This window comes from Alphaproteobacteria bacterium (genome assembly GCA_033762625.1).
In the GTDB taxonomy this organism is placed as follows: Bacteria; Pseudomonadota; Alphaproteobacteria; order UBA9219; family RGZA01; genus RGZA01.
In genome coordinates, this window is sequence record JANRLI010000021.1 from 53,983 (window position 1) to 79,750 (window position 25,768).

At 48.6% G+C, this 25,768-nt stretch carries 28 protein-coding genes and 1 tRNA gene; 15 read left to right on the forward strand and 14 right to left on the reverse strand.

The features are described 5' to 3' along the window. Positions 1-57: 57 nt before the first annotated feature. Genes SFW65_09570 through SFW65_09580 form a run of 3 tightly spaced genes read right to left on the reverse strand, consistent with a single transcriptional unit; the run spans position 58 to position 2,540 of the window. Entirely contained in the window at positions 58-1,476 is a 1,419-nt protein-coding gene (locus SFW65_09570) for a TolC family outer membrane protein (protein MDX1923361.1), read from the reverse strand. A 3-nt stretch (positions 1,477-1,479) separates the two neighbouring features. Next, complete coding sequence (locus tag SFW65_09575) at positions 1,480-1,821, reverse strand: rhodanese-like domain-containing protein (GenBank protein ID MDX1923362.1); 342 nt, start codon at positions 1,819-1,821, stop codon at positions 1,480-1,482. 23 nt (positions 1,822-1,844) lie between these two features. Beyond that, a complete protein-coding gene (locus SFW65_09580; GenBank protein ID MDX1923363.1) occupies positions 1,845-2,540 on the reverse strand; it encodes a protein-L-isoaspartate O-methyltransferase in 696 nt (231 codons plus the stop codon). Positions 2,541-2,709: 169 nt separating this feature from the next. Here SFW65_09580 and SFW65_09585 point away from each other — a divergent pair. The 5 genes from SFW65_09585 to SFW65_09605 all read left to right on the forward strand — a co-directional run bounded on the left by SFW65_09585 (position 2,710) and on the right by SFW65_09605 (position 6,709). Then, positions 2,710-2,783: transfer RNA gene (locus tag SFW65_09585), tRNA-Cys, on the forward strand. A 41-nt stretch (positions 2,784-2,824) separates the two neighbouring features. Continuing rightward, positions 2,825-3,790 carry a cation diffusion facilitator family transporter gene (locus SFW65_09590; protein MDX1923364.1) on the forward strand — a complete coding sequence of 322 codons (966 nt, stop codon included), beginning with the start codon at positions 2,825-2,827 and terminating at the stop codon, positions 3,788-3,790. Positions 3,791-3,895: 105 nt separating this feature from the next. Then, a complete protein-coding gene (locus tag SFW65_09595; GenBank protein ID MDX1923365.1) occupies positions 3,896-4,933 on the forward strand; it encodes a cold shock domain-containing protein in 1,038 nt (345 codons plus the stop codon). 78 nt (positions 4,934-5,011) lie between these two features. After that, the gene (eno, locus tag SFW65_09600) at positions 5,012-6,289 is read left to right on the forward strand and encodes a phosphopyruvate hydratase (GenBank protein MDX1923366.1); all 1,278 of its coding nucleotides are present in this window, start codon (positions 5,012-5,014) and stop codon (positions 6,287-6,289) included. A gap of 93 nt (positions 6,290-6,382) precedes the next feature. After that, positions 6,383-6,709 (forward strand): septum formation initiator family protein, encoded by a 327-nt coding sequence (locus SFW65_09605; protein MDX1923367.1) that lies wholly within the window; start codon positions 6,383-6,385, stop codon positions 6,707-6,709. A gap of 4 nt (positions 6,710-6,713) precedes the next feature. Here SFW65_09605 and SFW65_09610 read toward each other — a convergent pair whose 3' ends face one another. Then, complete coding sequence (locus SFW65_09610) at positions 6,714-7,202, reverse strand: hypothetical protein (GenBank protein ID MDX1923368.1); 489 nt, start codon at positions 7,200-7,202, stop codon at positions 6,714-6,716. A 345-nt stretch (positions 7,203-7,547) separates the two neighbouring features. On the opposite strand from SFW65_09610, the gene pdhA reads away from it, so the two are divergent. The 8 genes from pdhA (at position 7,548) to SFW65_09650 (ending at position 16,029) form a co-directional block, all read left to right on the forward strand. Further along, positions 7,548-8,588: a pyruvate dehydrogenase (acetyl-transferring) E1 component subunit alpha gene (pdhA, locus tag SFW65_09615; GenBank protein ID MDX1923369.1), complete on the forward strand. Its 1,041-nt coding sequence runs from the start codon at positions 7,548-7,550 to the stop codon at positions 8,586-8,588. Between the two features lie 11 nt (positions 8,589-8,599). Then, complete coding sequence (locus SFW65_09620) at positions 8,600-9,961, forward strand: pyruvate dehydrogenase complex E1 component subunit beta (protein MDX1923370.1); 1,362 nt, start codon at positions 8,600-8,602, stop codon at positions 9,959-9,961. 8 nt (positions 9,962-9,969) lie between these two features. Then, on the forward strand, positions 9,970-11,235 hold the full coding sequence (locus SFW65_09625; GenBank protein MDX1923371.1) for a pyruvate dehydrogenase complex dihydrolipoamide acetyltransferase: 1,266 nt from the start codon (positions 9,970-9,972) through the stop codon (positions 11,233-11,235). 100 nt (positions 11,236-11,335) lie between these two features. Then, positions 11,336-12,448, forward strand: a complete 1,113-nt coding sequence (locus tag SFW65_09630; protein MDX1923372.1) for a branched-chain amino acid ABC transporter substrate-binding protein — start codon at positions 11,336-11,338, stop codon at positions 12,446-12,448. A 12-nt stretch (positions 12,449-12,460) separates the two neighbouring features. After that, entirely contained in the window at positions 12,461-13,852 is a 1,392-nt protein-coding gene (gene lpdA / locus SFW65_09635; GenBank protein MDX1923373.1) for a dihydrolipoyl dehydrogenase, read from the forward strand. Position 13,853: 1 nt separating this feature from the next. After that, positions 13,854-14,648, forward strand: coding sequence for a hypothetical protein (locus SFW65_09640; protein MDX1923374.1), 795 nt, complete (start codon positions 13,854-13,856; stop codon positions 14,646-14,648). Further along, positions 14,629-15,594, forward strand: a complete 966-nt coding sequence (gene lipA, locus SFW65_09645) for a lipoyl synthase (protein MDX1923375.1) — start codon at positions 14,629-14,631, stop codon at positions 15,592-15,594. The genes SFW65_09640 and lipA overlap by 20 nt, the downstream gene beginning before the upstream one ends. A gap of 6 nt (positions 15,595-15,600) precedes the next feature. Next, the gene (locus tag SFW65_09650) at positions 15,601-16,029 is read left to right on the forward strand and encodes a type II toxin-antitoxin system RatA family toxin (protein ID MDX1923376.1); all 429 of its coding nucleotides are present in this window, start codon (positions 15,601-15,603) and stop codon (positions 16,027-16,029) included. Here the strand turns inward: SFW65_09650 and kdsA are convergent, their stop codons facing one another. Then, a complete protein-coding gene (kdsA, locus tag SFW65_09655; protein ID MDX1923377.1) occupies positions 16,030-16,866 on the reverse strand; it encodes a 3-deoxy-8-phosphooctulonate synthase in 837 nt (278 codons plus the stop codon). It abuts the gene before it with no gap. Positions 16,867-16,869: 3 nt separating this feature from the next. Beyond that, positions 16,870-18,001, reverse strand: a protein-coding gene (prfB, locus tag SFW65_09660; protein MDX1923378.1) for a peptide chain release factor 2 whose coding sequence is annotated in 2 segments (ribosomal slippage) — positions 16,870-17,931 and positions 17,933-18,001 — 1,131 coding nt in all. Because the reading frame shifts where the segments join, the coding sequence is not laid out codon by codon here. A gap of 80 nt (positions 18,002-18,081) precedes the next feature. Between prfB and SFW65_09665 the strand changes: the two genes are divergently transcribed. Continuing rightward, positions 18,082-18,933 (forward strand): hypothetical protein, encoded by an 852-nt coding sequence (locus SFW65_09665; GenBank protein MDX1923379.1) that lies wholly within the window; start codon positions 18,082-18,084, stop codon positions 18,931-18,933. Here the strand turns inward: SFW65_09665 and accC are convergent, their stop codons facing one another. The 4 genes from accC to SFW65_09685 all read right to left on the reverse strand — a co-directional run bounded on the left by accC (position 18,934) and on the right by SFW65_09685 (position 22,449). Further along, positions 18,934-20,298, reverse strand: coding sequence for an acetyl-CoA carboxylase biotin carboxylase subunit (accC, locus tag SFW65_09670; protein ID MDX1923380.1), 1,365 nt, complete (start codon positions 20,296-20,298; stop codon positions 18,934-18,936). Between the two features lie 18 nt (positions 20,299-20,316). After that, entirely contained in the window at positions 20,317-20,751 is a 435-nt protein-coding gene (gene accB / locus SFW65_09675; protein ID MDX1923381.1) for an acetyl-CoA carboxylase biotin carboxyl carrier protein, read from the reverse strand. Between the two features lie 12 nt (positions 20,752-20,763). Further along, a complete protein-coding gene (aroQ, locus tag SFW65_09680) occupies positions 20,764-21,219 on the reverse strand; it encodes a type II 3-dehydroquinate dehydratase (protein MDX1923382.1) in 456 nt (151 codons plus the stop codon). Between the two features lie 75 nt (positions 21,220-21,294). Continuing rightward, positions 21,295-22,449, reverse strand: a complete 1,155-nt coding sequence (locus SFW65_09685) for a TIGR03118 family protein (GenBank protein MDX1923383.1) — start codon at positions 22,447-22,449, stop codon at positions 21,295-21,297. Between the two features lie 87 nt (positions 22,450-22,536). On the opposite strand from SFW65_09685, the gene SFW65_09690 reads away from it, so the two are divergent. After that, positions 22,537-22,716, forward strand: coding sequence for a hypothetical protein (locus tag SFW65_09690; GenBank protein MDX1923384.1), 180 nt, complete (start codon positions 22,537-22,539; stop codon positions 22,714-22,716). Positions 22,717-22,726: 10 nt separating this feature from the next. Here SFW65_09690 and SFW65_09695 read toward each other — a convergent pair whose 3' ends face one another. The 4 genes from SFW65_09695 to SFW65_09710 form a co-directional block, all read right to left on the reverse strand. Then, positions 22,727-23,284: a YceI family protein gene (locus SFW65_09695; protein MDX1923385.1), complete on the reverse strand. Its 558-nt coding sequence runs from the start codon at positions 23,282-23,284 to the stop codon at positions 22,727-22,729. Continuing rightward, the gene (locus SFW65_09700) at positions 23,281-23,883 is read right to left on the reverse strand and encodes a cytochrome b (protein MDX1923386.1); all 603 of its coding nucleotides are present in this window, start codon (positions 23,881-23,883) and stop codon (positions 23,281-23,283) included. The genes SFW65_09695 and SFW65_09700 overlap by 4 nt, the downstream gene beginning before the upstream one ends. Positions 23,884-23,911: 28 nt before the next feature. Next, positions 23,912-24,733, reverse strand: coding sequence for a YceI family protein (locus SFW65_09705; protein ID MDX1923387.1), 822 nt, complete (start codon positions 24,731-24,733; stop codon positions 23,912-23,914). Positions 24,734-24,896: 163 nt separating this feature from the next. Continuing rightward, positions 24,897-25,667 (reverse strand): DsbA family protein, encoded by a 771-nt coding sequence (locus SFW65_09710; GenBank protein ID MDX1923388.1) that lies wholly within the window; start codon positions 25,665-25,667, stop codon positions 24,897-24,899. Between the last annotated feature and the right edge of the window lie 101 nt (positions 25,668-25,768).

Here is a 25,768-nt window from a genome sequence, read left to right on the forward strand (position 1 = left end):
ACCCATGAGGTAATTTTGGGCTGAATCGCGCCGGCGGCCTTCGTTTCGGCCTAGGTTTTAGAGGGGGGTTTTAGGGGATGTTTCGACGGCTGGCTCGCCGCTTGGCTCTGGCGTTACTTCGGGGTTTTTGAACTCCGGATCTTCAGATGCCCCAAGACCTATCCACTTATCCTTGGTGGCTTCATAGTGTGCCGTGGGATCATAGGGTGTAATGGGTAATTTAAGTTTTTGTGCGGTAAGCTCACCTATCGCTGCCTTTACAGCGAATAGCGCTACGGCTTTATCGCGTTGCGATTGCACCAGATTAACCCGCGCTTGCAAGGCTTCGGCTTCAGCGTTCAACCGGTCAAGAATAGTGCGCGTACCCACACGGGATTCTTCTTTCACGCCTTCAAACGCAAGTTGTGCGGCTTCAACCTGCTTTTGGCGTGATTTGATGGTGGCCTTTGCTGTATTCAGGCTTTCCCAAGCGCGCACGGCTGTTTCACGCGCGGCATCCAACGCGCTGCGGATTTCTACGCGGCGTTGGCTAGCGGTTTCCTTTGCGGCACGTGTGCGCGCATAATCAGCGCCGCCACGGTAAAGTGGCATAGTCAGCCGTGCCATAATGCTGGCTGTATCGGTTTTTCCTGTTGTTGCCGCCACACTGGAATCCCATGCGCGGTCAGCGTTTGCTTCGAGATGAATTTCCGGCAACAAGGCGCCTTCGGCAGTTGCGATATCTTGCTCCGCACCTTCAGCAGTATATTTGGCACTGATGACTTTGGGATTGTTGGCTTGTGCCAAATCAATCATTTCATCAAGTCGCGCGGGAATTGGGAAATTCACATCGGGCGCAGCGAGTTCAGACGGCGGATTGCCGATGACCTTTTCATAGGTCGCTTTGGCATTTGCCAGCAAACCTTCGGATTCAATGCGTGATGCAATCGCGCCTGCAAGACGGCTATCGGCCTGCGCTACGTCGGTGCGTGTTGCTTCGCCAACCGCAAAACGGTCACGCGCAGCTTGCAATTCCTGCTTTAAAACTTCTTCATTTTTTTTGTTAATTTTTAGCGTTGCCTGATACAGCCAAACATCAAAATAACTGGTGGCAACATTGAGAAATAAAGCTTGTTCTGCATCATCATAGCTTGCGCGCGCAGCTAACACCGCTTTTTCCGCCGAGCTGATACTGGAAGAAATGCTGCCGCCCTTATAAAGAGGCTGCGTTAATGAAAGTCCCAGATTGCGCGGGGTCGAGTCATTATCAACCGCGCCCTGATTGAATTTCTTTTGGCCGATTGCCGCGCCTAAATCAACCGATGGACGCTGGCCGGATTTGGCAAGCGGTACGCCTTCATCAATGGCGCGAAGCTTCGCTTGTTCTCTACGCAACTCAGGGTTGGTTTGATAGGCCCGTATCATCGCGGCTTGCAATGTTTCGGCATTGGCTGGAAGCGCCATCAAAGCCAATACTAATGCAAGCAGGATGCGCATAAGTTAATACCGCGCCACCGTTGGATCGATGTGGACCGACCACGCATCAATCCCACCCGATAAATTCGAAGCATTCGCAAAACCATTTTGACGAAGCCATGAAACAACTTTCGCGCTGCGACCGCCATGATGACAATGCACAACCAGCGGGTAATCTTTGGTAACTTCGGAAATCCGCGATGGGACTTGGCCCATAGGAATTAAATCTGCGCCTTCAATTTTAGCCCGCGCATACTCATCTTTTTCACGGACATCAAGCAGCATGAATTTTTCGCCACTATCCATCATTGCTTTGAGGGTTTTTACATCAATTTCGAGTGGTGCTGGGGCAGTCGAGCTAGGCATGAGATTTCCTTGGAATGGATTTCTTAAAAAACGAATTTGGGACGTGTGGTAAACCCCGGCAGAACAGGCGCAGCCGCATCAAACAGCTTTTGCTCCACAATACCTTTGCTTTGCTTGGTATATAGGCGTACCTCGCCGATTTTTCCATACAGGTCACCTTCCGGATAGACCACGCATACCATGCGGCCACCATCTGCCAATTGATTGGTAATTTTTTCAGGAATCCATTGTGCTGCGCCTTCGATAATAATGGCGTTATAGGGTGATGCCGGTGCATGACCATCGGATAAACTGCCCTGCACTAACCGCGTGTTTTCCAGCAAAAAATCAATTTTGTTCTGCTGCAATTGGCGGGTCAACGCCGGGTCACTTTCAAGCGCGATAATTTCACCAGCTATGTCATTTAAAATCGCGCTGGAATAACCGGTCGCCGGACCAATATCCAGAACGCGGTCATCATCCTTCAAATTTAGCGCCATAATCATGCGCGCAAGGACCATAGGCGATAATAATTTACGGCCATAGCCAACCGACACATCACCGTCAGTATAGGCAAAGGTTTTCTGGTCAGCGGGAAGGAAAGCTTCACGCGGCAGGCGGCCCATGATATCGAGCAATTTGTCATCAATGACCCTGTTTGGACGAAGCTGGCTTTCAACCATATTAAATCTGGCAGAAGCGTAGAAATCAGGGGCTGGTTTGGTCGCAGGATTTGACATGTTATGTATGAGGAAATGTTCGTTAATGAGGGGTCGTATTAGATTAGTTTGAGTGCCCGTTTTATAGCACCGCATGAAACGACCTTAAAGCGCCATTATTATTTAATTATCAATGCTTGACCCCACCCCTGCTTTTTCATTATGTTCACGCCCAGAATATACCTTAATTGGCGCGATGGCAGAATGGCTATGTAGGGGACTGCAAATCCCCGTATTCCGGTTCGATTCCGGATCGTGCCTCCACTTTTCCAGCTTTACCCCTCACCTACAGATTCTGGTACTTCATGCCAAATGACGGTCCACAGCATAATGTTGTTCCAAAGGCAGAAGAAAAAAAGCTGTTCTTTGTTTTGTGTCTTACCGCACTGATTATGGTGGTGGAAGTTTTGGGCGGATATTTTTCCGGCTCCCTCGCCCTGCTTGCTGATGCGGGGCATATGTTCACCGATGTCGCGGCACTGCTGTTATCGTGGCTTGCCATGCGTTTGGGGCGTAAAGCGCCGGATGCGCAGCGCACTTATGGCTATCAGCGTTTAAAAATTCTGGCCGCATATACCAACGCGGTGCTGCTGTTCTTCCTTTCCGCAATTATTGTTGCCGAAGCGTTTGACCGTATCTTTAAACCGCACCAGACCATCGACAGCACATTGATGCTTATTGTCGCTGGCGTTGGACTTGTAACCAATATCGCCAGTGCCGCGATATTGAACCACAAAAGTAAGGTGCATGACGATTTAGTAAACGACCATCACGGCCATGATCACGCTGGCCATACCCACGCAGGACATGACCATTCCCATGATTTGAATGTCCAAGGCGCATTGATGCATGTGCTGAGTGATTTGCTGGGATCTGCGGCGGCAGTGGTTGCCGCATTATTGATTATGTTTTTTGGATGGAATATTGCCGATCCGATTTTATCGATTTTCGTCAGCTTGTTGATTTTGGGTTATGCGTGGAAACTTGCAAAGCAGACCATACACATTCTGATCGAAGGTGCACCCGATGACACGCTGCCCGATAAAATCAAAGAAACCATTTTGAGAAATATTAAAGGCGTCAAGGATGTGCATCACATTCATGTGTGGAGCCTGACCGAAAAGCAGCCTATCGCAACACTGGATGTGACGATTGACGATATGGCCGATTACCACACGATTTTGTGCAGTATCCAGCGATTACTCGCGGATAAGTATCATCTGGATCATGTGACCATCCAGATTGAAAAAGGGCCGTGTTTTCCGCTTTAAAACCCAATAAAATCGCATTATTTTGCGGTTATTAGTTTCATCATTAGCCGTTAAATTATGAAACAGCCCATTTTGGCTGGAGCATTTTTTTAAAGGGTTTTTTTTATGAGCGATATTTCAAACGCCGGCGCAGAAGTTACACAAAAGCCCAAGCAGCACAGCGGCACGGTAGTGCGCGTAAAAATTGATCAGCAATTTGGTCTATTGCAACTAGATGGCAGCGACACTCTGGTTTACTTCCGGATAAAAGATGTTCCTAAAACAGAAGTTGATGGCGTTAAAAAACTGGCTATCAAAAAGGGGCAGCGTTTTGAATTTGACGTCGAACCAAACGACGCCACGCCAACACCCGATAACCGCCGTTATATTACCCATGAAGGCAAGGTTATCGAATTGAAAGTTGTCGGGAAATTGGTACCAACCGACAAGCCTGCCCCAGTCGCAGCAAACCAATCAAATCCGGACGTGGAAATCAGTGGAACAGTTAAATGGTTCAATAGCAAAAAAGGATTTGGCTTTATTGTTCCCGATGATGGTGGCAAAGATGTGTTTGTTCACGTCCAACACAATGCGGGACGCGACCTAAAGGAAGGCGACAGGGTTGTTTTCGATCGTGTAGTTGGCCAACGCAGAGAAGGCGAATGGTCTGTATCCCTTATTCATAGCGTGAATGGTGAAGCACTTATTGCCGAAGGCGAAGCTATAAAAGCACCTATTCCCGAACGTATTCCTGAAGATGAAATCCACACCTTGAAGCTGGAAGTGCGTGAATATGAAGATGGGTTACGCCTTGCGCTGCCATCGCCTTATACATTCACAATCCCTTTGAACCAAAGAGCAGATGCAGCGATTTTTGCAAGCTACCCAGAATATCACATCAGCCCGAATGAGCCGTTGGAAGCTGGTGAAACCCTTTCGATGCGCGTATGGGTAAGCCAAGACGGCAAAGTGATGTTATTGCCAAAAGATTATAAGTCTGGAGCAACACCGCAGGTACGTTACCAAGATGCTACCGCGCCTGATGGTGTAACTGTGGCGCGTGGTGAGCGCTCTTTTATTGTTGAAAAAAGAGCTACACGTCCAGTACACGTTAGAACGCCGAGATCTACTGGAAAACCAGGCGGAAACGAAGGCCAGAAATAGCCTTATCAAGACTGTTGTCAGGGAGTAAAGTGGCCGCTATGTTTGCGGCTTCTTCAACCCTTTCACATAGCTTTTTCCATGTCAGATATTATCGATATTCACGCCCGCGAAATCCTTGATAGCCGCGGCAACCCCACCCTTGAAGTTGACGTAAAATTGGAAAGTGGCGCAACCGGACGTGCAGCCGTTCCATCAGGCGCTTCAACCGGCGCGCATGAAGCTGTTGAACTGCGTGATGGCGATAAAAAGCGTTACCTTGGCAAAGGTACATTAAAGGCCGTTGAATTCGTCAATAGCGAAATCCGCGATGCCATTTGCGGCATGAGCGCGACTGACCAAGTTGCAGTGGATAGCGCCATGATTAATCTCGATGGCACACCCAACAAATCCCGCCTTGGCGCGAATGCTATTTTAGGCGTCAGCCTTGCTACCGCAAAGGCAGCCGCGCAAGACAGCAACCTGCCCCTTTACCGTTATGTGGGCGGCGCATTGGCATCTGTATTGCCCGTGCCGATGATGAACATTATCAATGGCGGCGCACATGCCGATAACCCCATTGATATTCAAGAATTTATGATTATGCCCGTTGGCGCAGATTGTTTTGCCGACAGCCTTCGTATGGGCGCGGAAATTTTCCATGCCCTGAAGAAGCTTTTGAAAGACGGCAAGCAAAATACCAATGTGGGCGATGAAGGCGGCTTTGCGCCAAATCTGGCCTCCGCCGATGAAGCGTTAACATTCATTATGAAGGCCATTGAAGCCGCAGGCTATAAGCCAGGGGATGATGTGATGTTGGCGCTGGATGCCGCTTCAACCGAGTTCTTTAAGGACGGCGTCTATCATCTTGAAGGTGAAGGTAAAAAGCTAAAAGCTACTGAAATGGTTGCTTATTACGAAACACTAGTTGGCAAATACCCCATCGTTTCCATCGAAGACGGCATGGCCGAAGACGATATGGATGGTTGGGCATTGTTGACCCAGCGTATTGGTAGCAAGGTGCAATTAGTGGGCGACGATTTGTTCGTAACCAACCCTGCCCGCCTGTCAGATGGTATTGCCAACGGTTTAGCCAATGCCATTTTAGTAAAGGTAAACCAAATCGGTACGCTGACTGAAACCCTGCAAGCCGTCGATATTGCCCATAAAGCATCCTACCGCGCGGTGATGTCACACCGTTCAGGCGAAACCGAGGATTCAACCATCGCCGATTTAGCAGTGGCAACGAATTGCGGCCAGATTAAAACCGGTTCCCTCTCCCGCTCCGACAGATTGGCAAAGTACAACCAGCTTTTGCGCATCGAAGAACAGTTGGGCGGCGCGGCGCGTTTTGCCGGACGGGACGCAGTTCTGCGCTAACCGCTTAATTAAATATTTATGATTTTTAGCGTATTTATAGGACTTGATTCTGTAGTATTCTGAAAGCTTCAACTATTTAATAACCGCTTTCCCATGTCGTTTCACATGCCTGCCATCACTGGTGACAAGATCAAACACTTTTTAGTGGTGAGCATCTGCGTCGGTATTGTGGCCTATTTCATTTGCCACGGCATTATGGGTGAACGCGGGTTTATTACGTTAAGCCAAGTTGAGTATCAATTATCAGATGCTAAGGCTGACCTTCAAAAAATTCGCACTGAGCGCGAGAAGCTGGAAGCACGTACGCGCTTGCTGCGTCCGGATGGGCTTGACCTCGATATGCTTGATGAACGTGCAAGAGCAACATTGGGTTATACCAAGCCCAATGATTACGTCGTGATCTACGGCGACAAGAAATAATCTACTACGTTTTTGGAGATGGCTGTTCGCCGGCAGGCAGATGATTTGCCGGGCGGATTTTTGAATTCATATGGGCTATAAATCCACGAACATCATTTTTGTTATGTGACTTCAGTTGCGCAGCGAGCGCTGCCATATTCGCTTTTGTAAGTTCGGCAAGTACTTCGGTACTTTGCTTTTCAGGGTTCGAACTTGCTAAAAAGAGCTCGCAGTTGGGTGAGGCGCGCAATAGCTGTGGAACAAGGGACGCGCTGGTTTTTCCGTTACCCAAATCATGATCGAGATAAACAACTTCGTACACAAAGCGTTTGATGTGCTCGGCTGCTTGTTCTTTGTTTGCGGCAAAATGCACAACCCAGCCATCCAGCTGATAATCGAACGGGGCAACATCCTGTTTAAAGCCAACCTCTTCGAGTGCGTCTTCATACAGCATTCTCAAAAGCGCTTCGTCTTCGACGATCAAAATGTATTGGTTATCAATATTCATGGGCATAATCTGCACGCTCACGCGCGTGGGGAGAAGGGTTTTATTGCTTTCATAAAACGAACCAAAATATCCATTTAGCTGCTTCAGTTCGGTTATTCATTGGTAAAGATAAAAATGCCGATTACAACCGTGCAAAAAAATTGTGCTGTTATTTGCTGAATTTGGTTGCTGCACCGCACGGCTAGTTATCCCCAAGAGTCTCGAATTTGTATTTAAGCTTATGATTTTATTAGCCAAACTGGTATATTCTGCCATGCTTGATTTGCTTGAAAACACTACTCAAACGCGCTAATTGAACGCGATATAACGACTACTAGTTGAATCGGTATCCACCTATCAGGAGTTTTCGGCATGGCTTCAAGTAAGCCCACCACTCTTCCAAATGGCACTGCTACAGGCCACAATAAAGCTACCAGTATCAACATCGCGGAACCGACAGCTTCAGAATTAAAGAAGATGTACCGTGACATGCTGCTTATTCGCCGCTTTGAAGAAAAGTCGGGGCAGCTGTATGGGATGGGGCTTATTGGCGGTTTTTGCCATTTGTATATAGGGCAAGAAGCCGTGGTTGTTGGCATTCAATCGGTTCAAAAACCGCAAGATACGGTTATTACATCGTACCGTGACCATGGTCACATGCTGGCCTGTGATATGGAACCCAAAGGCGTATTGGCCGAATTAACCGGACGTATTGGCGGTTACTCGCGCGGCAAGGGCGGCTCCATGCATATGTTCAGTGCGGAAAAGAAATTCTATGGCGGCCATGGCATTGTGGGCGCACAGGTTCCAATCGGAACCGGTTTAGCCTTTGCCCATAAGTATAAGAATGATGGCGGCGTCAATATCGTCTATTTTGGCGATGGCGCGGTGAACCAAGGTCAGGTTTACGAAAGCTTCAACATGGCAGCGCTGTGGAAATTGCCGGTTGTGTATGTGATCGAAAATAACCGCTACTCCATGGGTACATCGCAGGCCAGAGGCGCGGCAGGTGAGCTTTATAAACGCGGCGAAGGATATGGCATTCCCGGCTTACAAATTGACGGCATGGATGTTTTGGCCGTGCGCAGCGCAGCTGTGCAAGCATTGGAACACGCGCGTTCCGGCAAAGGCCCGATCATTCTGGAAATGATGACCTATCGCTATCGCGGGCATTCGATGTCGGACCCCGCAAAATACCGCCAGAAGGAAGAAGTTGAAAAAATGCGCGCGGAGCACGACCCGATTGAAACGCTGAAAGCGTTACTGGTGGGCAAGCAGCTTGCGAGCGATGACGATTTCAAGGCCATAGAAAAAGAGGTGAAGCAGCTGGTGAATGAAGCCGCTGAATTTGCTCAAACATCACCAGAGCCGGATCCGTCCGAACTTTGGACTGACGTGCTTGTGGACGCATAAAGGATAAATAGATGTCGATTGAAATTCTAATGCCAGCCCTTTCCCCAACGATGACGGAAGGAAAACTGTCACGCTGGCTAAAAAAAGAAGGCGACGAGATTAAAGCCGGTATGGTGCTTGCCGAAATTGAAACGGATAAAGCCACCATGGAAGTAGAAGCCGTGGATGAAGGGAAACTGGCCAAAATCCTTATCCCTGAAGGTACGGAAGGCGTTCGTGTAAACACCCCCATCGCGCAGATGGACGGTGAAGAAAGCGCACCCGCAAAGAATGGCAAAAGCAATGGTACGCACCATGATGCGCCTTTTGTTGAACCAAGCTGCCTGCCACAGACCAAAGCACCCGCAGCAGCTGCGCCCACAGCACAGTATGTTGAAAAAGAATATACATCATTCATCAAGCAAACCGTCAGAGAAGCATTACGTGACGGCATGGCGGAAGAGATGCGCCGTGATGAAACAGTATTTGTTTTGGGCGAAGAAGTTGCCGAATACCAAGGCGCGTATAAAGTCACCCAAGGCTTGCTTCAAGAATTCACCGCCAAACGCGTGATCGACAGCCCGATTACCGAGCATGGTTTTGCAGGGCTTGGCGTTGGCGCGGCATTCGCCGGATTGAAACCGGTCATCGAATTCATGACCTTCAATTTCTCATTGCAGGCGATGGACCAGATTTTGAACTCCGCCGCTAAAACGCGTTATATGTCCGGCGGACAGATGAGCTGCCCGATCGTATTCCGTGGCCCTAATGGCGCTGCATCACGCGTAGCTGCGCAGCATTCGCAATGCTTTGCTTCATGGTTTGCGCATATCCCAGGACTTAAAGTTGTTGCGCCGTATAGCGCCGCCGATGCAAAAGGCTTAATTAAAGCTGCCATTCGTGACCCGAACCCCGTGGTGGTTTTAGAAAATGAAATTCTATACGGTCAAAGCTTTGATGTTCCGGATGACAAAGATTTCATTGTTCCTATTGGCAAAGCGTTGGTGATGCGCGAAGGTAAAGACGTAACCATCACCGCCTTCTCCATCATGGTCGGCAAAGCATTGGAAGCAGCAGAACAATTGGCACAAGAAGGCATTGATTGCGAAGTGATTAATCTGCGCACCATTCGCCCGCTGGATTTAGACTGCATCGTGCGTTCGGTTGAAAAAACCAACCATATTGTGTCGGTTGAAGAAGGCTGGCCCGGGGCTGGCATGGGAAGTGAAATCGCCGCACTGATGATGGAACATGCATTTGATTATCTTGATGCGCCCATGGCACGTGTATGTGCAAAGGATGTTCCCCTGCCCTATGCTGCAAACTTAGAAAAACTAGCCCTTCCCCAAGTCGCTGATATTGTCGAAGCGGTTAAAAAAACCTGCAATAAATAGGCCCACCAATGCCCATCAAAATCCTTATGCCTGCCTTATCGCCCACCATGACGGAAGGCAATTTAACCCGCTGGACCAAAAAGGAAGGCGATAAGGTAAAGCCCGGAGAAATTATCGCTGAAATCGAAACCGACAAAGCGACAATGGAAGTTGAAGCCGTGGATGAAGGAAAAATTGGAAAGATTGTTGTCGCCGGTGGCTCGCAGGGTGTGAAGGTCAATGACGTGATAGCTGTGCTGCTGGAAGATGGCGAAAGCGAAATTCCTGCTAACTTTTTATCGGGTGCAGTTACCGCGGCACCCGTTGCACCAAAAGCCGCGAATACATCGGCTGCACCAGCACAGCAAAGCCAAACCATTTCAGCTATTACCCCGCAATTCGCATCTGGCACCCGCGTGATTGCCTCCCCGCTTGCTAAGCGCATTGCCGAGCAAATGAGCGTTGATTTACGCCGTGTAACTGGCACAGGGCCAAATGGACGTATTGTGCGCAGCGATGTGGAGCGCGCAGCGGCGAATAAGAACACCCAAGCTGTGCCAGCCGCAGCGCCGCAAGGCATAAATGCAATTGATTACGCCAATAAATTGGGCATGGCTTATGACCTCATCCCTAACAGCATGACGCGGAAGGTGATTGCCAAACGCCTCACGGAATCCAAACAAACCGTTCCGCATTTCTACCTCACCGTCGATTGCCAGATTGACCGTTTGCTGGATTTACGCAAACAGCTCAATGAAACAGCGGAAAAAAGCAAGGTATCGGTGAACGATTTCATCATTCGCGCTGTGGCAGTTGCCTTACGCCAAGTGCCTGCCGCGAATGCATCATGGGCCGAAGAAGGCGTTTTGATGTATAAGGACGTTGATATTTCCGTTGCTGTTGCAACGCCCGCAGGATTAATCACGCCGATTATCAAAAAAGCTGATCAAAAATCCATTCAGGCGCTCTCATCCACGATGAAAGATCTGGCGACACGTGCAAAGGACAATAAACTGAAGCCCGAAGAATTCATGGGCGGGGGCTTTACCATTTCTAATCTTGGTATGTATGGCATTAAAGATTTTGCTGCGATCATCAATCCGCCGCAGGCTTGCATTCTTGCAGTTGGCGCTGGCGAGCAACGCCCCATCGTACGAGATGGCGAGTTGGCGGTTGCAAACGTAATGTCCTGTACCCTTTCGGTGGATCACCGGGTTGTGGATGGCGCGATTGGCGCCGAATTCCTCTCAGCCTTTAAAAAGCTTATTGAAGAACCCATTCGCCTATTCGTGTAACGAAACCAGCCGTTTATTACGCATTTAGTCTGAGGCTGATAGTGGCAATATGCCTTTAATGGGGTATATTAGTTAAGAATCAAACCCCTGCCCGTTACTCATGAAAAATATCCCCTTTTTATTCCTTGTTACGCTTGTGCTCACCCTCTCCTTTTCGCGGAATGCTGCTGCGGATATCCGCATTGCTATGGCCTTCCCGTTATCGGGCGGCGAAGCAGTTCAGGGCGAAGAAATTCGCACTGGCGCAAACCTCGCGGTCGAAGAAATTAATGCTAAGGGGGGCGTGCTTGGGCAAAAAATCATCCTTGATTACCAAGATGATGCATGCAACGCCACACAAGCCACGACTGTCGCCAACAAGATTGTATCTAATCCGCCAGCAGCTGTGATTGGGCATTTGTGTTCAGCGGCAACATTGGCGGCAGCGCCTATTTACGGCGAAGCGGGATTGCCGCAAATCACGTTTTCATCCAACACCAGCATCACCGAAAAAAATTATAAGCATCTGTTCCGTCTGATTGGGCGCGATGACAACCAAGCCCCGATGCTGGCGGGCTATGTTGCAAAGGATTTAAAGCCAACGGATAAGGTTGCAGTACTGGACGATAAAACCAGTTGGGGCGCAGGTTTTGCGCAAACGGCAGAAGAAGCATTACGCAGCATGAGCAGCAAGCAAGTGCATGTGGCAATGCGGGATTCAGTGAATGTGGGGCAAAAGGATTTCTCAACCCTGATTACCAAATTCAAGCAGGAAGGCATCACGCATGTGGTGCTGGGGCTGCTCCATGTGGAAGCAGGCCTATTGGTGCGCCAAGCACGTGATCAAGGATATAAAGGCCAGTTCTATGGCGGCGACCCTATTCAAACACCCGAGTTCTGGAAAATTGCCGGCAGCGCCGCAGAAGGGTTTGAGCAGACAGGCCCGTTTGATCCGCAAGACACCGATAAAGGCAAGGCGATTGTCGCTGCTTTGAAAAAAGATAACCACTCCATCGGCATCTATACATTTTATGCCTATGCCGGCATTCAAACCATTGCACAAGCAATCGCCAAAGCTGGTTCTGTAAAAAGTGATGCGATTATCGCCGCTCTGCATAGTGGCATATTCGACACCTTGCTTGGCAATGTCAGCTTCGATGCCAAGGGTGATTTGAAAGAATTCAAATATCAATTATTTGTCTGGCATGACGGCAAATACGGGCTTGTTAAATAGGGGTAAACGGAAATGAGTAATTCGTTTGATGTGGTAATTATTGGTGGTGGTCCTGGCGGATATGTTGCCGCCATTCGCGCTGCGCAGTTAAAGATGAATGTTGCGCTGGTGGAGCGCGAGCATCTGGGCGGTATTTGCCTTAACTGGGGTTGCATTCCAACCAAGGCGTTATTGCGTTCATCGGAAGTGTATTCGCTGATCAAGCATGCATCGGATTATGGCATTACGGTAAAGGATGTTTCGTTTGATCTGAATAAAATGGTGGAGCGTTCACGCAGTGTTGCCGGACAGCTTTCAGGCGGTGTGAAACACTTGCTGAAAAAGAATAAAGTCACCGTGTTTGATGGTTTCGGCAAATTGCTGGGCAAAGGCAAAATCGCGGTCGATGGCCCAAATAAAACTGAACTGACCGCCAAGCATATCATTATCGCAACGGGCGCACGGGCACGTGCGTTGCCCGGCATGGAACCGGATGGAAAACTGGTTTGGACATATAAGGAAGCAATGGTTCCAAAAACCATGCCAAAATCCCTCCTCGTGGTTGGTAGCGGCGCGATTGGTATCGAGTTTGCTAGCTTCTACCGCAGCTTAGGCGTTGATGTGACGGTGGTTGAGGTGATGGACAGAATTCTGCCGGTGGAGGATGAAGAAATCTCTGCCCTCGCCCGCAAGGCGTTTGAAAAGCAAGGCATGAAAATCATTACATCTGCGACGGTGAAAGCGCTGGATAAAGGCGCGGATAATGTCAGCGCAACGATTGAAGCCGCAGGCAAGGCTGAAAAGCATACTTTTGACCGCGTGATCATGGCCGTAGGTATTGTTGCAAATACTGAAGGGCTTGGTCTTGAAAACACCAAGGTAAAAACCGAAAAAAGCCATATTAAAATTGATCAATATTGTATGACCGATGAACCGGGCGTTTATGCAATTGGAGACGTGGTTGGCGCACCGTGGCTAGCCCATAAAGCAAGCCATGAAGGCGTGATTTGCGTTGAAAAAATTGCAGGCGTGAAAGGCGTTCACCCGCTTAATATTCAGAATATTCCCGGCTGCACCTATTGCCACCCGCAGGTTGCCAGCGTGGGCATGACGGAAGCCAAAGCAAAGGCTGCTGGCAAAGAAATCCGCGTTGGACGCTTCCCCTTCATCGGCAATGGCAAGGCAATTGCGATGGGTGAACCGGAAGGGTTGGTCAAAACCATTTTTGATGCCAAAACAGGAGAGCTGCTTGGCGCGCACATGATTGGCGCGGAAGTCACGGAAATGATCCAAGGATATGTCGTTGCGCGCACGCTTGAATCAACCGAAAACGAATTGATGCATACCATTTTCCCGCATCCCACCATTTCAGAAACCATGCACGAAGCCGTATTGGCGGCATACGGAAAGGCCGTTCATATCTAAAATGAACTTTACTGTCCTGTTGGCATGTCTGTTTATGTTGGTCGCCCCGCATGCCGAGGCCAAATTCACCACGCCCAAATATAACTTCACGCTTAAATTAATGCCAGATGAAGAACTGCGTTCCGATTTAAACTGGATCAACTACCGGATGCAGAATGACTTCGGTCCGAAGATGACCAAGGAATTTTCTGAAAAACTTTCTGCACAAAAGCCGCTGATGCATCCTGTTGATGTCAGTCAGGAAACTGATAAACGCAAGGAAGATTTTTTTAAAAAATCATCCGAAGATTTGGCAAAAATAACCAAGCCGATGCGTGACCGCGAGATCATGTTCATCATCGACCAGTTCGAGGAAGCAGATTTGGAGCGTGTAAAAAACTTCTTCGAGGCCTATCCCAAAATGGCGAATGTGATGCTTAATTACGACCATTACCGTACCCTTGGCTATGAGGTCCACGCAGTTTTTACCCCAGACCACAAAGCCAGATGGGAAGTAGCGGCAGATATTGCGGTTATGCTACTGGCCGTTAAGCCACTTTATATTGATTTTAATGATGAAAAGGTCGAAAATAGGTTCACAAATAACACGGTCAATTACCTGACCAATAATTTCGATATGAAGCAGTTACAGTCGATCAAACAATTTATCGGGTCGCCTGTTGGCCAGAAATACGTGAATATCCTTTACCGTTTATATGGTGACCGGTACCACGCATTGCAGGACATTTATAAAAAGAATTATTTGAGATTTGCCGAACCAGAGCCGGAAAAGAAAAGTGATAAAGAGTTTCAATAATGATGAGGATGTTAAAGTAAGACATCCTGAAAAAGTTAACCGTCCTGACAACCCCATTCAGCGCAAGCCGGAATGGATACGGGTAAAGGCGCCCAATTCCAAAGAATATAACGAAACCAAGGAATTGATGCGCGGGATGAAGCTGACCACAGTATGTGAGGAAGCCGCATGCCCGAATATCGGCGAATGCTGGAAGCAAAAACATGCAACCTTCATGATTATGGGTGCCACCTGCACCCGCGCTTGCGCGTTTTGTAACGTAGCGACAGGCAAGCCCAACGCGCTTGACCCGCACGAGCCTGAAAATGTGGCAACGGCCGTTGGCAAGCTGGGGCTATCACATGTGGTTATCACCTCCGTTGATCGTGATGATTTGGATGATGGCGGAGCGGAACATTTTTCAAAGGTGATTGGTGCATTACGACAATCAGCCCCACATACGACCATTGAAATCCTGACCCCTGATTTCATGAAGAAACAGGGCGCACCGCAAGTTGTTATCAAAGCAAGGCCAGATGTATTCAATCATAACCTTGAGACCGTACCGCGCCTTTACCCGACTATTCGACCCGGTGCGCGTTATTTTACATCCCTTGCGCTGCTTAAGCGCGTGAAGGAAGTTGACCCATCCATTTTCACAAAGTCGGGGTTAATGGTCGGCTTGGGCGAAACCCGCGAAGAAGTTGGTCAGGTGATGGACGACCTGCGTGCTGCGGATGTTGATTTCCTGACCATCGGGCAATATTTGCAACCCACGCCCAAACACGCTGCCGTTGATCGTTTTGTAACGCCGGAAGAATTCGAAAGCTATGCGACACTGGCGCGGGGCAAGGGGTTCTTGCTCGTTTCATCATCGCCACTCACCCGTTCATCACACCATGCGGGGGATGATTTCAGAAAGCTGCGCGCTGCGCGGGAAGCCCATCTGAAGCACGCAGCTGAATAAACCGTTATGCCGCATCATCACGAAAAACGGATATTGCCCTATACGCCACAGCAATTATTCGAGCTGGTTGCGGATGTTGGAAAGTATCAGGAATTTTTACCTTGGTGCGTGGGCTCCCGCATTAACTGGCGCAAACAAAACACCTTTAATGCCGACGTTTTAATTGGATATAAGGCGATACGCGAGACATTTACATCAACGGTCACGCTAACTCCTTATGAAGCGATTACTGTTCATTATGAACATGGACCATTCGCCAAATTGCAGAATTACTGGACGTTTGCAGCACATAAAGATGGCTGCGAAGTTGAATTTTTCATTGATTTCGAATTCCGCACCGGATTACTTAACAACATCATCGCCAGCTTTTTTGGCGAAGCCGTAAAGCGGATGATTGATGCGTTTGAAAAACGCGCGAAAGCCATTTACGGCTAATTATTTCTTCGCCAATTTATCAAACGCCTGAAGCTGTTCCAGCAAGGCCTTCAAATCTGACAGCTTGACCATATTCGGCCCATCGCTGGGGGCATGGTCGGGATCTTGGTGCGTTTCAATGAATACCGCCGCCGCGCCAACAGCAACCGCAGCGCGCGCAAGGGTTGAAACGAACTGGCGTTGCCCGCCTGAGGTTGTGCCCTGCCCGCCCGGTTGTTGCACGGAATGGGTTGCATCGAACACGATGGGGTAGCCCGTTTCTGCCATGATGGGCAATGAGCGCATATCGGAAACCAGCGTATTATACCCAAAACTTGCGCCGCGTTCGGTGAGCATGATGTTCTGGTTTCCCGTGCTGGCGATTTTTTCGGCCACATGTTTCATATCCCACGGGGCGAGGAATTGGCCCTTTTTCACATTCACGGCTTTGCCGGTTTTACCTGCCGCCAATAACAGATCGGTTTGGCGGCAAAGGAATGCTGGGATTTGTAATACGTCAACTGCCGCTGCAACTTCCGTGCATTGGTGCGCATCGTGAACATCGGTTAATACCGGAAGGCCAAATTCTTTTTTGATGTCTTTGAAAATTTCCAGTGATTTTTCTAAACCCAAACCACGCTGCGTGGAAATGGATGTACGGTTGGCTTTATCAAATGATGTTTTGTAGATGAGGCCGATGCCGAGTGCGCCGCAGATTTCCTTCAGCTTGCCTGCCATCATGAAAGCGTGATCGCGCGATTCAAGTTGGCATGGGCCAGCAATCAGCGCGAGTGGCAGATCGTTGCCGAATGTTACGTTTCCTACGGTGACGTGTTTTTGTGCGCTATGTTGTGTCATGCGTTATGCCCTCACCTCAGATATATCATCTCCGTGGCCTTTTAGTCTATGCGCTAGGGATGCCTGTAAAAACTTGTCTAAATCGCCATTCAGCACATCATCGGTCTGGCTGGTTTCAACGCCGGTGCGCAGATCTTTGACCATTTGATAGGGGTGCAGCACGTAGGAACGGATTTGATGACCCCAGCCGATATCGGTTTTCTGGTCTTCCAATGCGCTTGCCGCGGCTTCGCGCTTGCGGAGTTCCGCTTCGTAGATACGCGCCTTTAGCATCGTCATCGCTTTGTCGCGGTTCTTATGCTGGGAGCGTTCTTGTTGGCAGGCCACCACGATGCCCGTTGGAATATGCGTGAGGCGCACGGCGCTTTCGGTTTTATTGACGTGCTGACCGCCAGCGCCCGATGCACGGTACACATCCATTTTAATATCCTTATCCACCAGCACGATATCGATATTGTCATCGACCACTGGGGTTACAGATACCGAGCAAAAACTGGTATGGCGCCGGGCGTTTGAATCATAAGGGCTGATACGCACCAAACGGTGCACGCCACTTTCGGTTTTAAGCCAGCCATAGGCATTCATGCCTTTGATTTCAATCGTCGCGGATTTAATGCCCGCTTCTTCACCTGCAGATTCATCCAATAAGGAAACACTGAAATCATGCTGTTCGGCCCAGCGGGCATACATGCGAAAAATCATCTGCGCCCAATCTTGCGCTTCGGTGCCACCTGCACCTGCATTCACTTCAAGATAGCAATCATTGCTGTCGGCTTCGCCGGATAACAGGCTTTCGAGTTCCATCTGCGCAGCTTTGGCACGTAACGCATAAATGGCGCTTTCGGCTTCACGCTGCATTTCGCCATCGCCCTCGGCTTCTGCCAGCGCAATCATTTCCACGTTGTCATTGGTATCACGTTCAATGCTCTGACAAACCTCAATCGCATTGCCAAGCTTGGTGCGTTCCTTCATTAATTTTTGGGCTTTTGCTGCATCATTCCAAAAACCCGGATCTTCGGACAGAGCGTTTAATTCGTGCAGACGTTCAATCGCGCGATCCCAGTCAAAGATGCCTCCTCAGAAGCGCAAGCGACTTCTTGATTTGACCAAGGGCTGTTTCAATTTCGGCTTTCATAGACTTTTCAATGACTTCCAACAAAATTACTTTCAGAGGTTTAGACTATAATGCCTCACACGAATATTTAAAGGATAATTATGCCAATAAATGGCAATACGCAGCCACCATTACAACAGCTATTAGATGATCTAAAAAGGTCACCAAAACTGTATGCATTATTGGAAGCGCGCCTTGCCAAGGAACCGCGTGTCATACCCCATGTGATGTTATATGTGCCAACCAGCGAAGGAAAGCATGGTTCAACGCGCAATGCATTTCATAAAAAACGCGAAGCTTATTTGCCTCTACTAGCCGCCAATCACCGTGATGAGCTGATCCGTTTGGGCATGGATGACGTTGGCCTGCAATGCATGGAAATGGGCGCCATGCCCCATAATGCTGAAGGCAAACCATATGCCATCAACCTTGACCACATCATCGACCGCGGCGGATTTGATGCAGCGCGCGGTGAAGGACGTGCAGAACAAATTCACGCCGATTCAAATCTACAACTGGTTGATAAAGAAACACATGATTTGAAAACATGGCTAACCAATTTCCAAATGAAGTATTTGCATAAATACTCCCTGCAAGAACGCGGGCAACGAAGCAACGAATTATCAAAATGGATTATAACACTGGTGCCAGAAAGTTATCCAAACCACGCGCCCATCGCGATCATGGACCCCATTCAAACCGAAACTGTTGAAGCATTGGTATATCATGCACGGGGCAGAATTGTTTCAAAAACCGCGCGGGCAATCGCAGATAAATTGAAAAAATCCAGCGGCAATGTGACCGAATTGGTTGAGCGCGCCAAACGGGCGGATTTTATATCGCAGAAATTCAGGGAATGGGCGGCCAAGCGCGAAGCAGAGGAAGCGGCAATACCAAAACGTCCGCGTGGCAGAAACAAAAGCACCGCCCCCAAAGAACCCCGCGAAGGATAATTATTTCTTCGCGTTCTTTTTGGCTTCTTCAGCCGCAAGGTATTTTTCCAGCCAATGGATGCTGTAATCGCCATTAATAAAGTCAGGCTGCGCGATGATGCGTGAATGCAAGGGCAATAAGGTATCCACGCCGCCAATTACGAATTCACCCAGCGTGCGGCGCAGACGTAAAATGCATTCATTGCGGTTTTTTCCGCTGACAACCAGTTTAGCAATCAAGCTGTCGTAGTTGGGCGGAATTTTATAGCCTTCGTAAATCGCGCTGTCCACGCGCACACCCAGACCGCCAGGCGCATGATAATTGGTAATCTTACCGGGCGACGGAATAAAGGTATCAGGATTTTCTGCGTTGATACGGCATTGGATGGAATGGCCATCAAATTCGATATCGTCTTGCGTATAGCCAAGCGGCGCGCCTGTTGCCACGCGGATCTGCTCGCGCACCAGATCGACACCCGTGATCATTTCTGTAATCGTGTGTTCAACCTGCAAGCGCGTATTCATTTCAATGAAATAGAACTGGCCGTCTTCATACAGGAATTCCATGGTGCCCACACCGCGATAGGCAATGGCGCCAGCGGTTTTAGCGGCAAGGTTACCGATATATTCACGTTCCTTGGCGTTCAATGCGGGTGATGGCGCTTCCTCAACAACCTTTTGATGGCGGCGCTGGATGGAGCAATCACGCTCCCCGAAATGTACGCAATTGCCATGATGGTCGCCCAATAATTGGATTTCGATATGGCGTGGATTGCCAAGGTACTTTTCCATATAAACTTCGTCATTACCGAAGGCTGCTTTGGCTTCGCCTTTTGCTAATGAATAGGCTTCTTCCAAGCCCTGTTCGCTATGCGCGACCTTCATGCCCTTACCGCCGCCGCCAGCCGCCGCTTTAATCAAAACGGGATATCCGGTTTTCTTTGCAATTTCATATGCTTCATCAAGCGTTTTAACAGCGCCCGTGGAACCTGGAACAGTTGGCAGGCCCTGCTCCATCACCGTAGCTTTAGCCGTTACTTTGTCACCCATAATGCGGATGTGTTCGGGTGATGGGCCGATAAAGGTGAAGCCATGCTCCTGAACCAATTCGGCAAAACGCTGGTTTTCAGACATGAAGCCAATACCGGGGTGGATGGCATCTGCGCCGGTAATTGCTGCGGCTTCAAGAATGGCTGGGATGTTTAGATATGAATCCTTGGCAGGTGGTGGGCCGATGCACACGCTTTCATCAGCAAGGCGAACATGCATTGCATCTGCATCAGCAGTGGAATGCACCGCAACAGTTGAAATACCCATTTCCTTGCAAGCGCGATGGATGCGCAAGGCGATTTCACCGCGATTAGCTATGAGAACTTTTTCAAACATGGGGTTTCTATAATGTTGTTATTCAATCACAACGAGCGGCTGCCCGAATTCAACTGGCTGCGCGTCACTGACCAATATCTGAGATATGGTACCACCTTTCGGCGCTTTGATAGGGTTCATCACCTTCATAGCTTCGATAATCAAAATGGTATCGCCTGCCTTTACCTTGCCGCCAACGGTTGCAAAGGGCTTCGCGCCTGGCGCACCAGCAAGATAGGCTGTACCCACCATTGGTGATGTCACAGCATCAACCGGAGCGGCGGCAGCGGGAGCCGGAGCAGCTGCTGCGGCAGGTGCTGGCGCTGCGGTTGTGTAAACAGGGGCAGCAACACCGCCGCGCTGTAGGCGAATACGTTTCTCGCCTTCGGAATATTCCAGTTCGGTAAGGCCGGTTTCGTTGATAAGCGAAGCCAGCTTACGGACTAGGTCGGAATCCACATCAAATTTAGCCATGATCTTTGTTTATTATTTTTCTGGGTTATGGAAATGATGAGACAAAGCGCCCAAGGCCAATTCATAGCCAATAGCACCCAGCCCACAAATAACACCCAAAGCCACTTGAGACACATAGGAATGCTGCCTAAAGGCTTCGCGGCGGTAAATGTTGGACAAATGAACCTCAATCACCGGCAATTCGCAAGCCAAAAGCGCATCAAGCAAGGCCACAGAAGTGTGCGAAAACGCGCCAGCATTAATAATTAAGCCCATAAATTTGCCTTTTGACTGCTGAATCCAGTCAATCATCTCGCCTTCATGGTTGGTTTGGCGAAAATCAATCGAAACACCAAGTTCATCGGCTGTTTCCTGACAACGCGATTCGATGTCGTCGAGCGTGACCTTGCCATAAACCTCAGGCTGGCGAGAGCCAAGCATGTTAAGGTTTGGGCCGTTAATGATAAGAATTTGTGCCGATGCGGCCATTACTGAACCCTTAGTTTTGTTAAGGGTTCAGTTTAGCGGGTTTTAGCCAGAGGTCAAATCACTTACCACAGCTTATTAACGAGGCTTTCCTACCGGTTCCAGCTTGCCGAAAACACCGTCTTTTTCATCATTCGGGCCTGCTGCAAAATAGAGATGGTTGGCATAACCCAAATGCACACCGTTACCGAACAACAATCCCCAAAGCCCGTCAATTTCGATCGGTTCACCCTTAGGTGTCTTTAAGGGTTCAAGCTGTTTTCCTGTTTGTCTGTCAAAGGCAATGATGCGGCCATCGCCAAAATTTCCAACCAGCAGATGTCCGGAGTGAATTCCAAATTCTGCTGGTGCGAGCGCGATGCCCCATGGGGCGTTGAGCATTTTTCCGCCTTCAAGCATGCGTTTGAAATTGCCATCGAAATCGAATTCGGCAACGTAGCCCAACCCCTCGCCTTTTTCTTCCTCACCCGCTTCTTTGCTGTGGCGAGCCAGCTTCGCATAGATTACGTACAACGAACCGTCGATGGCTTGAATATTAAACGGACTGTAGCCAGAAGGCATTGACCCTTTTGGAAGGACAAAGGCTTGCTTACCAAGCTGGGTGGGTTTGAAGGTGTTATCGAACACATCAATTTTTCTACCTGCAAAATTGGCAGCATAAAGATAGTTTCCGTCAGGCTTGGTGGATATTGCCAAGCCTTTATAAACCGCGCCTTTCTTTGAATTATCAATCATCACTAAGGATGATTTCGGACGGTCAAACTTGCCATCTTCTCTCTTCCTCTCGGTCCATGCGGAGAGCGTGCCTTCTTCGGTCACGAACATAAATTTTGCAGCGCCCGTAATTCCATCTTGGGTAATGATAAATTCTTTATCATTACCGTTGAATACCTGGCCTGTTGGCGCGGAATGTTCTTCTTTCGAGTTCTTGGGCAAAGCGATAGTGATAAGCGGCGTTTCATCTTGATACAAATTTTGTTCAGGGGTATCGCCGATATACAACCCCACTGTTCCTGTATCCGTGTTATTGATCCAGATATGTCCCCCTGCACCTGCCGGACGATTAGCAAGCCCCCACGCATTCACCATCGCCTTATCAAGAATTTGTGCACCGTAAATTTGTTTATTCGCTACCAGATTGGTAAGTTTATAGCCTTCGGCATTGGAACCGTTCGCGGTGAATGCGATAAGCGCCGTGATGGCAAGTGCAGAAAAAGAATGCTTGGGAATCATAAGTAAACCTCGGTTTATAATTGCAATTAATAATCATTCTTATTATAGTCTGGAAGCTTAGTCAAGCATCTCTATAAAGGAAAAAGCATGAAGATCGAACGCATGATTGGATCAAGGCAGATTGCGCAGCGCCTTGCCGAGGAGACAGAGAATAATCACCCCAATTCACGTCACTTGTTTCCGGATAGCAGTTTTTTGCTGTTTGGGCCGAGCGATTATGCTGGTGCGTTTGGCGGATTGAAACCCAAGCCAAACGGATTGAAATAACACCTTCAAATTATTTTTTTGGAACTGCCAGAATATCAATTTTGATTTTTACAGCGTTCTTTACATAAGCTTCGCTAGCCCACTGCCCGGTTCCAATTCCGTAATCCGAACGATTGATGGTCACCTCTCCCTTGATGCGTTGCGCATCGCGTTCATCTTCCATGCTGAATGGCAGAACAATTTCGTGGGCGATGTCTTTTAGTGTTAGCAATCCAATTAGCTCGAACTTTTTATCGCTGAGCTTGCGGACTTTGGTTCCAACCAATTGCGCAAACGGAATAGCATTGGAATTAAACCACTCTTTGCTAGGCAAGGCTTCATCTTTGTCTTTATCGCCTGTCTTTGCGGTACGGACATCAATGTTTACTTCAACACGCGCATCATCTGGCTTTTTGGGATCAAAATGCACACTGGCCTGCCAGATCGTGAAGTTACCCGTAAATGGCGTTCCTGTTAATGTTCCTTCAAAGGACAGCTTACTGGACGGATAATAGATATCCCAATCCAGCGCATGGGCAGGTGGCGCTGCACAAATCAAAAAAAGTGCAGCGAGCAATAGTTTCTTCATGCGCTTTTGCCCCGTAGTTTTTCCAGAATTCCTTCCGCCCATTTTGGGGACATGCGCAGGATGGTTTCATCTTTAATCAGCCAGTGATGGCGTATTGCAGCGAGCACATGCGCACCAACCAATACCAACAGAACATAAGCGAGCAATTCATGGGTTTCGGCAATATTGTGCGAAACGGCTTTACGCGCATCATCTGCCAGACTTTCAAAGAATGGCAGATGCGGCAATTCAATAAGGCCGTACAACACTGTCGGTATTTTTTTGGGCGAAGAAGAAACAAGCGCCCAACCAGTGAACGGAATAAGAAGCATCATAACATATAGAACGAAGTGCGTGATGTGCGCGACCCCCTTCTCCCATGCTCGCATATGCGATGGCAGCGGCGGCGCAGGATGTACGAACCGCCAGATAATACGCAATACAGCCAGAACCATCACGGTCATGCCTAATGATTTGTGCAATTGGTACCATTGAAATTTCTGATCAATAGGAATGTCTTCAAGAAGCATTCCCAAGGCCAGATTACCTAAAATCAGGATCGCCATTAACCAGTGCAAGAGTATAGCACCAGAATGGTAGCGTTTAATGGGTTCACTCATTCCAGATATCTTTCCTCAGAAATGGGTTCTAGTGCTTTTTTTTTGAGTCTTCTGTGGTTGCTGGTGCACTGCCCGTTGGTGCAGTCGCGGCTGGCGGTGTTGGTACAACGATTGTTGTTGTGGGTGTTGCAGCGGCAGGAGTATGCGCTGGCGCTGGTGCAGGAGCAGCTGCAGAGGTTGGTGCAGCAGGTGCTGGCGCTGCAGCCGCTGGTTTAGCAAGCGGCGGTGCTTCCGTACCGGCGTAATTGAATTCGGATTCAATTTCGATTTGAACTTCGTCACCAACCATCGGGACCATTGCGCTTATGCCCCATGCCGAACGGCTGATGGTTCCGCTTGCGCTAAAGCCTATTGTTTCCTTTTTGAGGAATGGGTGAATGCCTGCGCCGCGGAAGGACACATTAAGGGTTACAGGTTTGGTTATACCAAGGATGGTCAATTCACCCATCATTGTGCCGGCATCACCGGAGCGTGAAACGTGTAGGGATTTAAAGGTAGCGACCGGAAATTTTGCGCTGTTGAAAAATTTTTCGCCTTTTAATTCGCCTTCCAGCTTTTCATTATTGGTATCGATGCTGCCGGTATCAATCGTTGCTTCAATTTTGCTGTTTTCAGGGGCTTTTGGATCAAACGTCAAACGCGCATCAAGATTATTGAAGCGGCCATGATACATGGAGTATCCCATGTGGTTGATTTTGAAAAGCAAGCTCGCATGGCTTTTATCCATCGTATAAACACCTGCTGGCGCTTTGCTGAAATCTTTTCCTGCTGGTACGGGTGGGGTTTGCGCCATGACAGGGGATGCGGCGAGCATAACAACTAATCCTGCGAGCAACGAACGAGAGAACATGGGCAAAGCCTCCGGTAAAAAATTGAATGAATTGAGTTTAGGTTAGATTAGAAAAATGGCAAGTCTGTGGTGGCGGCCATTACAATTATAGCAGAAAACGAAATGGCCGCAACTGGTGCGGCCATTTCAGCAGTCGTACATATATACGAGCAGTGCTTATTCCTTAGTTTACCTTCTTCGTTGCAGAAGCACGGGCATCATCCACAAGCTTCTTCATTTCTTCATATTCCATCGCACCTGGAACAATTTTCTCACCTACAATGAAGGTTGGCGTTCCGTGCGCACCGATTTCACGGCCCAACTCGGAGGTGGATTGCAGATACGCTGCGGTTTCTGGTGATTCCATATCCTTCTTCAGCTTTTCCTTATCAATACCAACCTTAACAGCCATTTCCATGATGCTGTCTTCGCTTAATGCGCCTTTGTTTTCCATAAGCGCGTTATGCAGTTCGGTGTATTTCTTTTGCTTGATTGCAGCGAATGCAGCGCGTGCGGCAACGCGTGAGCTTTCAGCCAAGATTGGGTATTCTTTCATCACAACTTTAACTTTTTTGTCATTTTCAATCAGCTTTCGGATGGGTTCTGCAGCCTTTTTGCAATAGCCGCAGTTGTAATCGAAGAATTCAACCAAAACCACATCGCCCTTTTCGTTGCCAAAGAACGGGTCTGCTGCATTGTTGAATAATTTGTCTTTGTTCTTGCCAAGCGCTTCGGTAGCCTTTTTGCTATTTTCAGCATCTTGCTTCTTTTGGAATTCTTTTGCTGCATTGAGCACAATTTCAGGATCTTTATTGGTCAGTAGATTTTTGACAATTGCTTCGATCTGTTCTTTTTGCTTGTCAGTAAAATCGGCTGCAGGCGCTTCTGCGGCGTGTGCCGCACCAGAGATTAAAGCTGCCGTGAGCACCAAAGCTCCGAGTAAATTGCGCATCATATGTTCGTTCTCCTAGGGGTGTGGCCGAGTAATTATATGGGTCTTAGTAATGTGGTGTGAAAAGGCTATAAAAACAACCCCCTCACCGTATTGAAGATTCA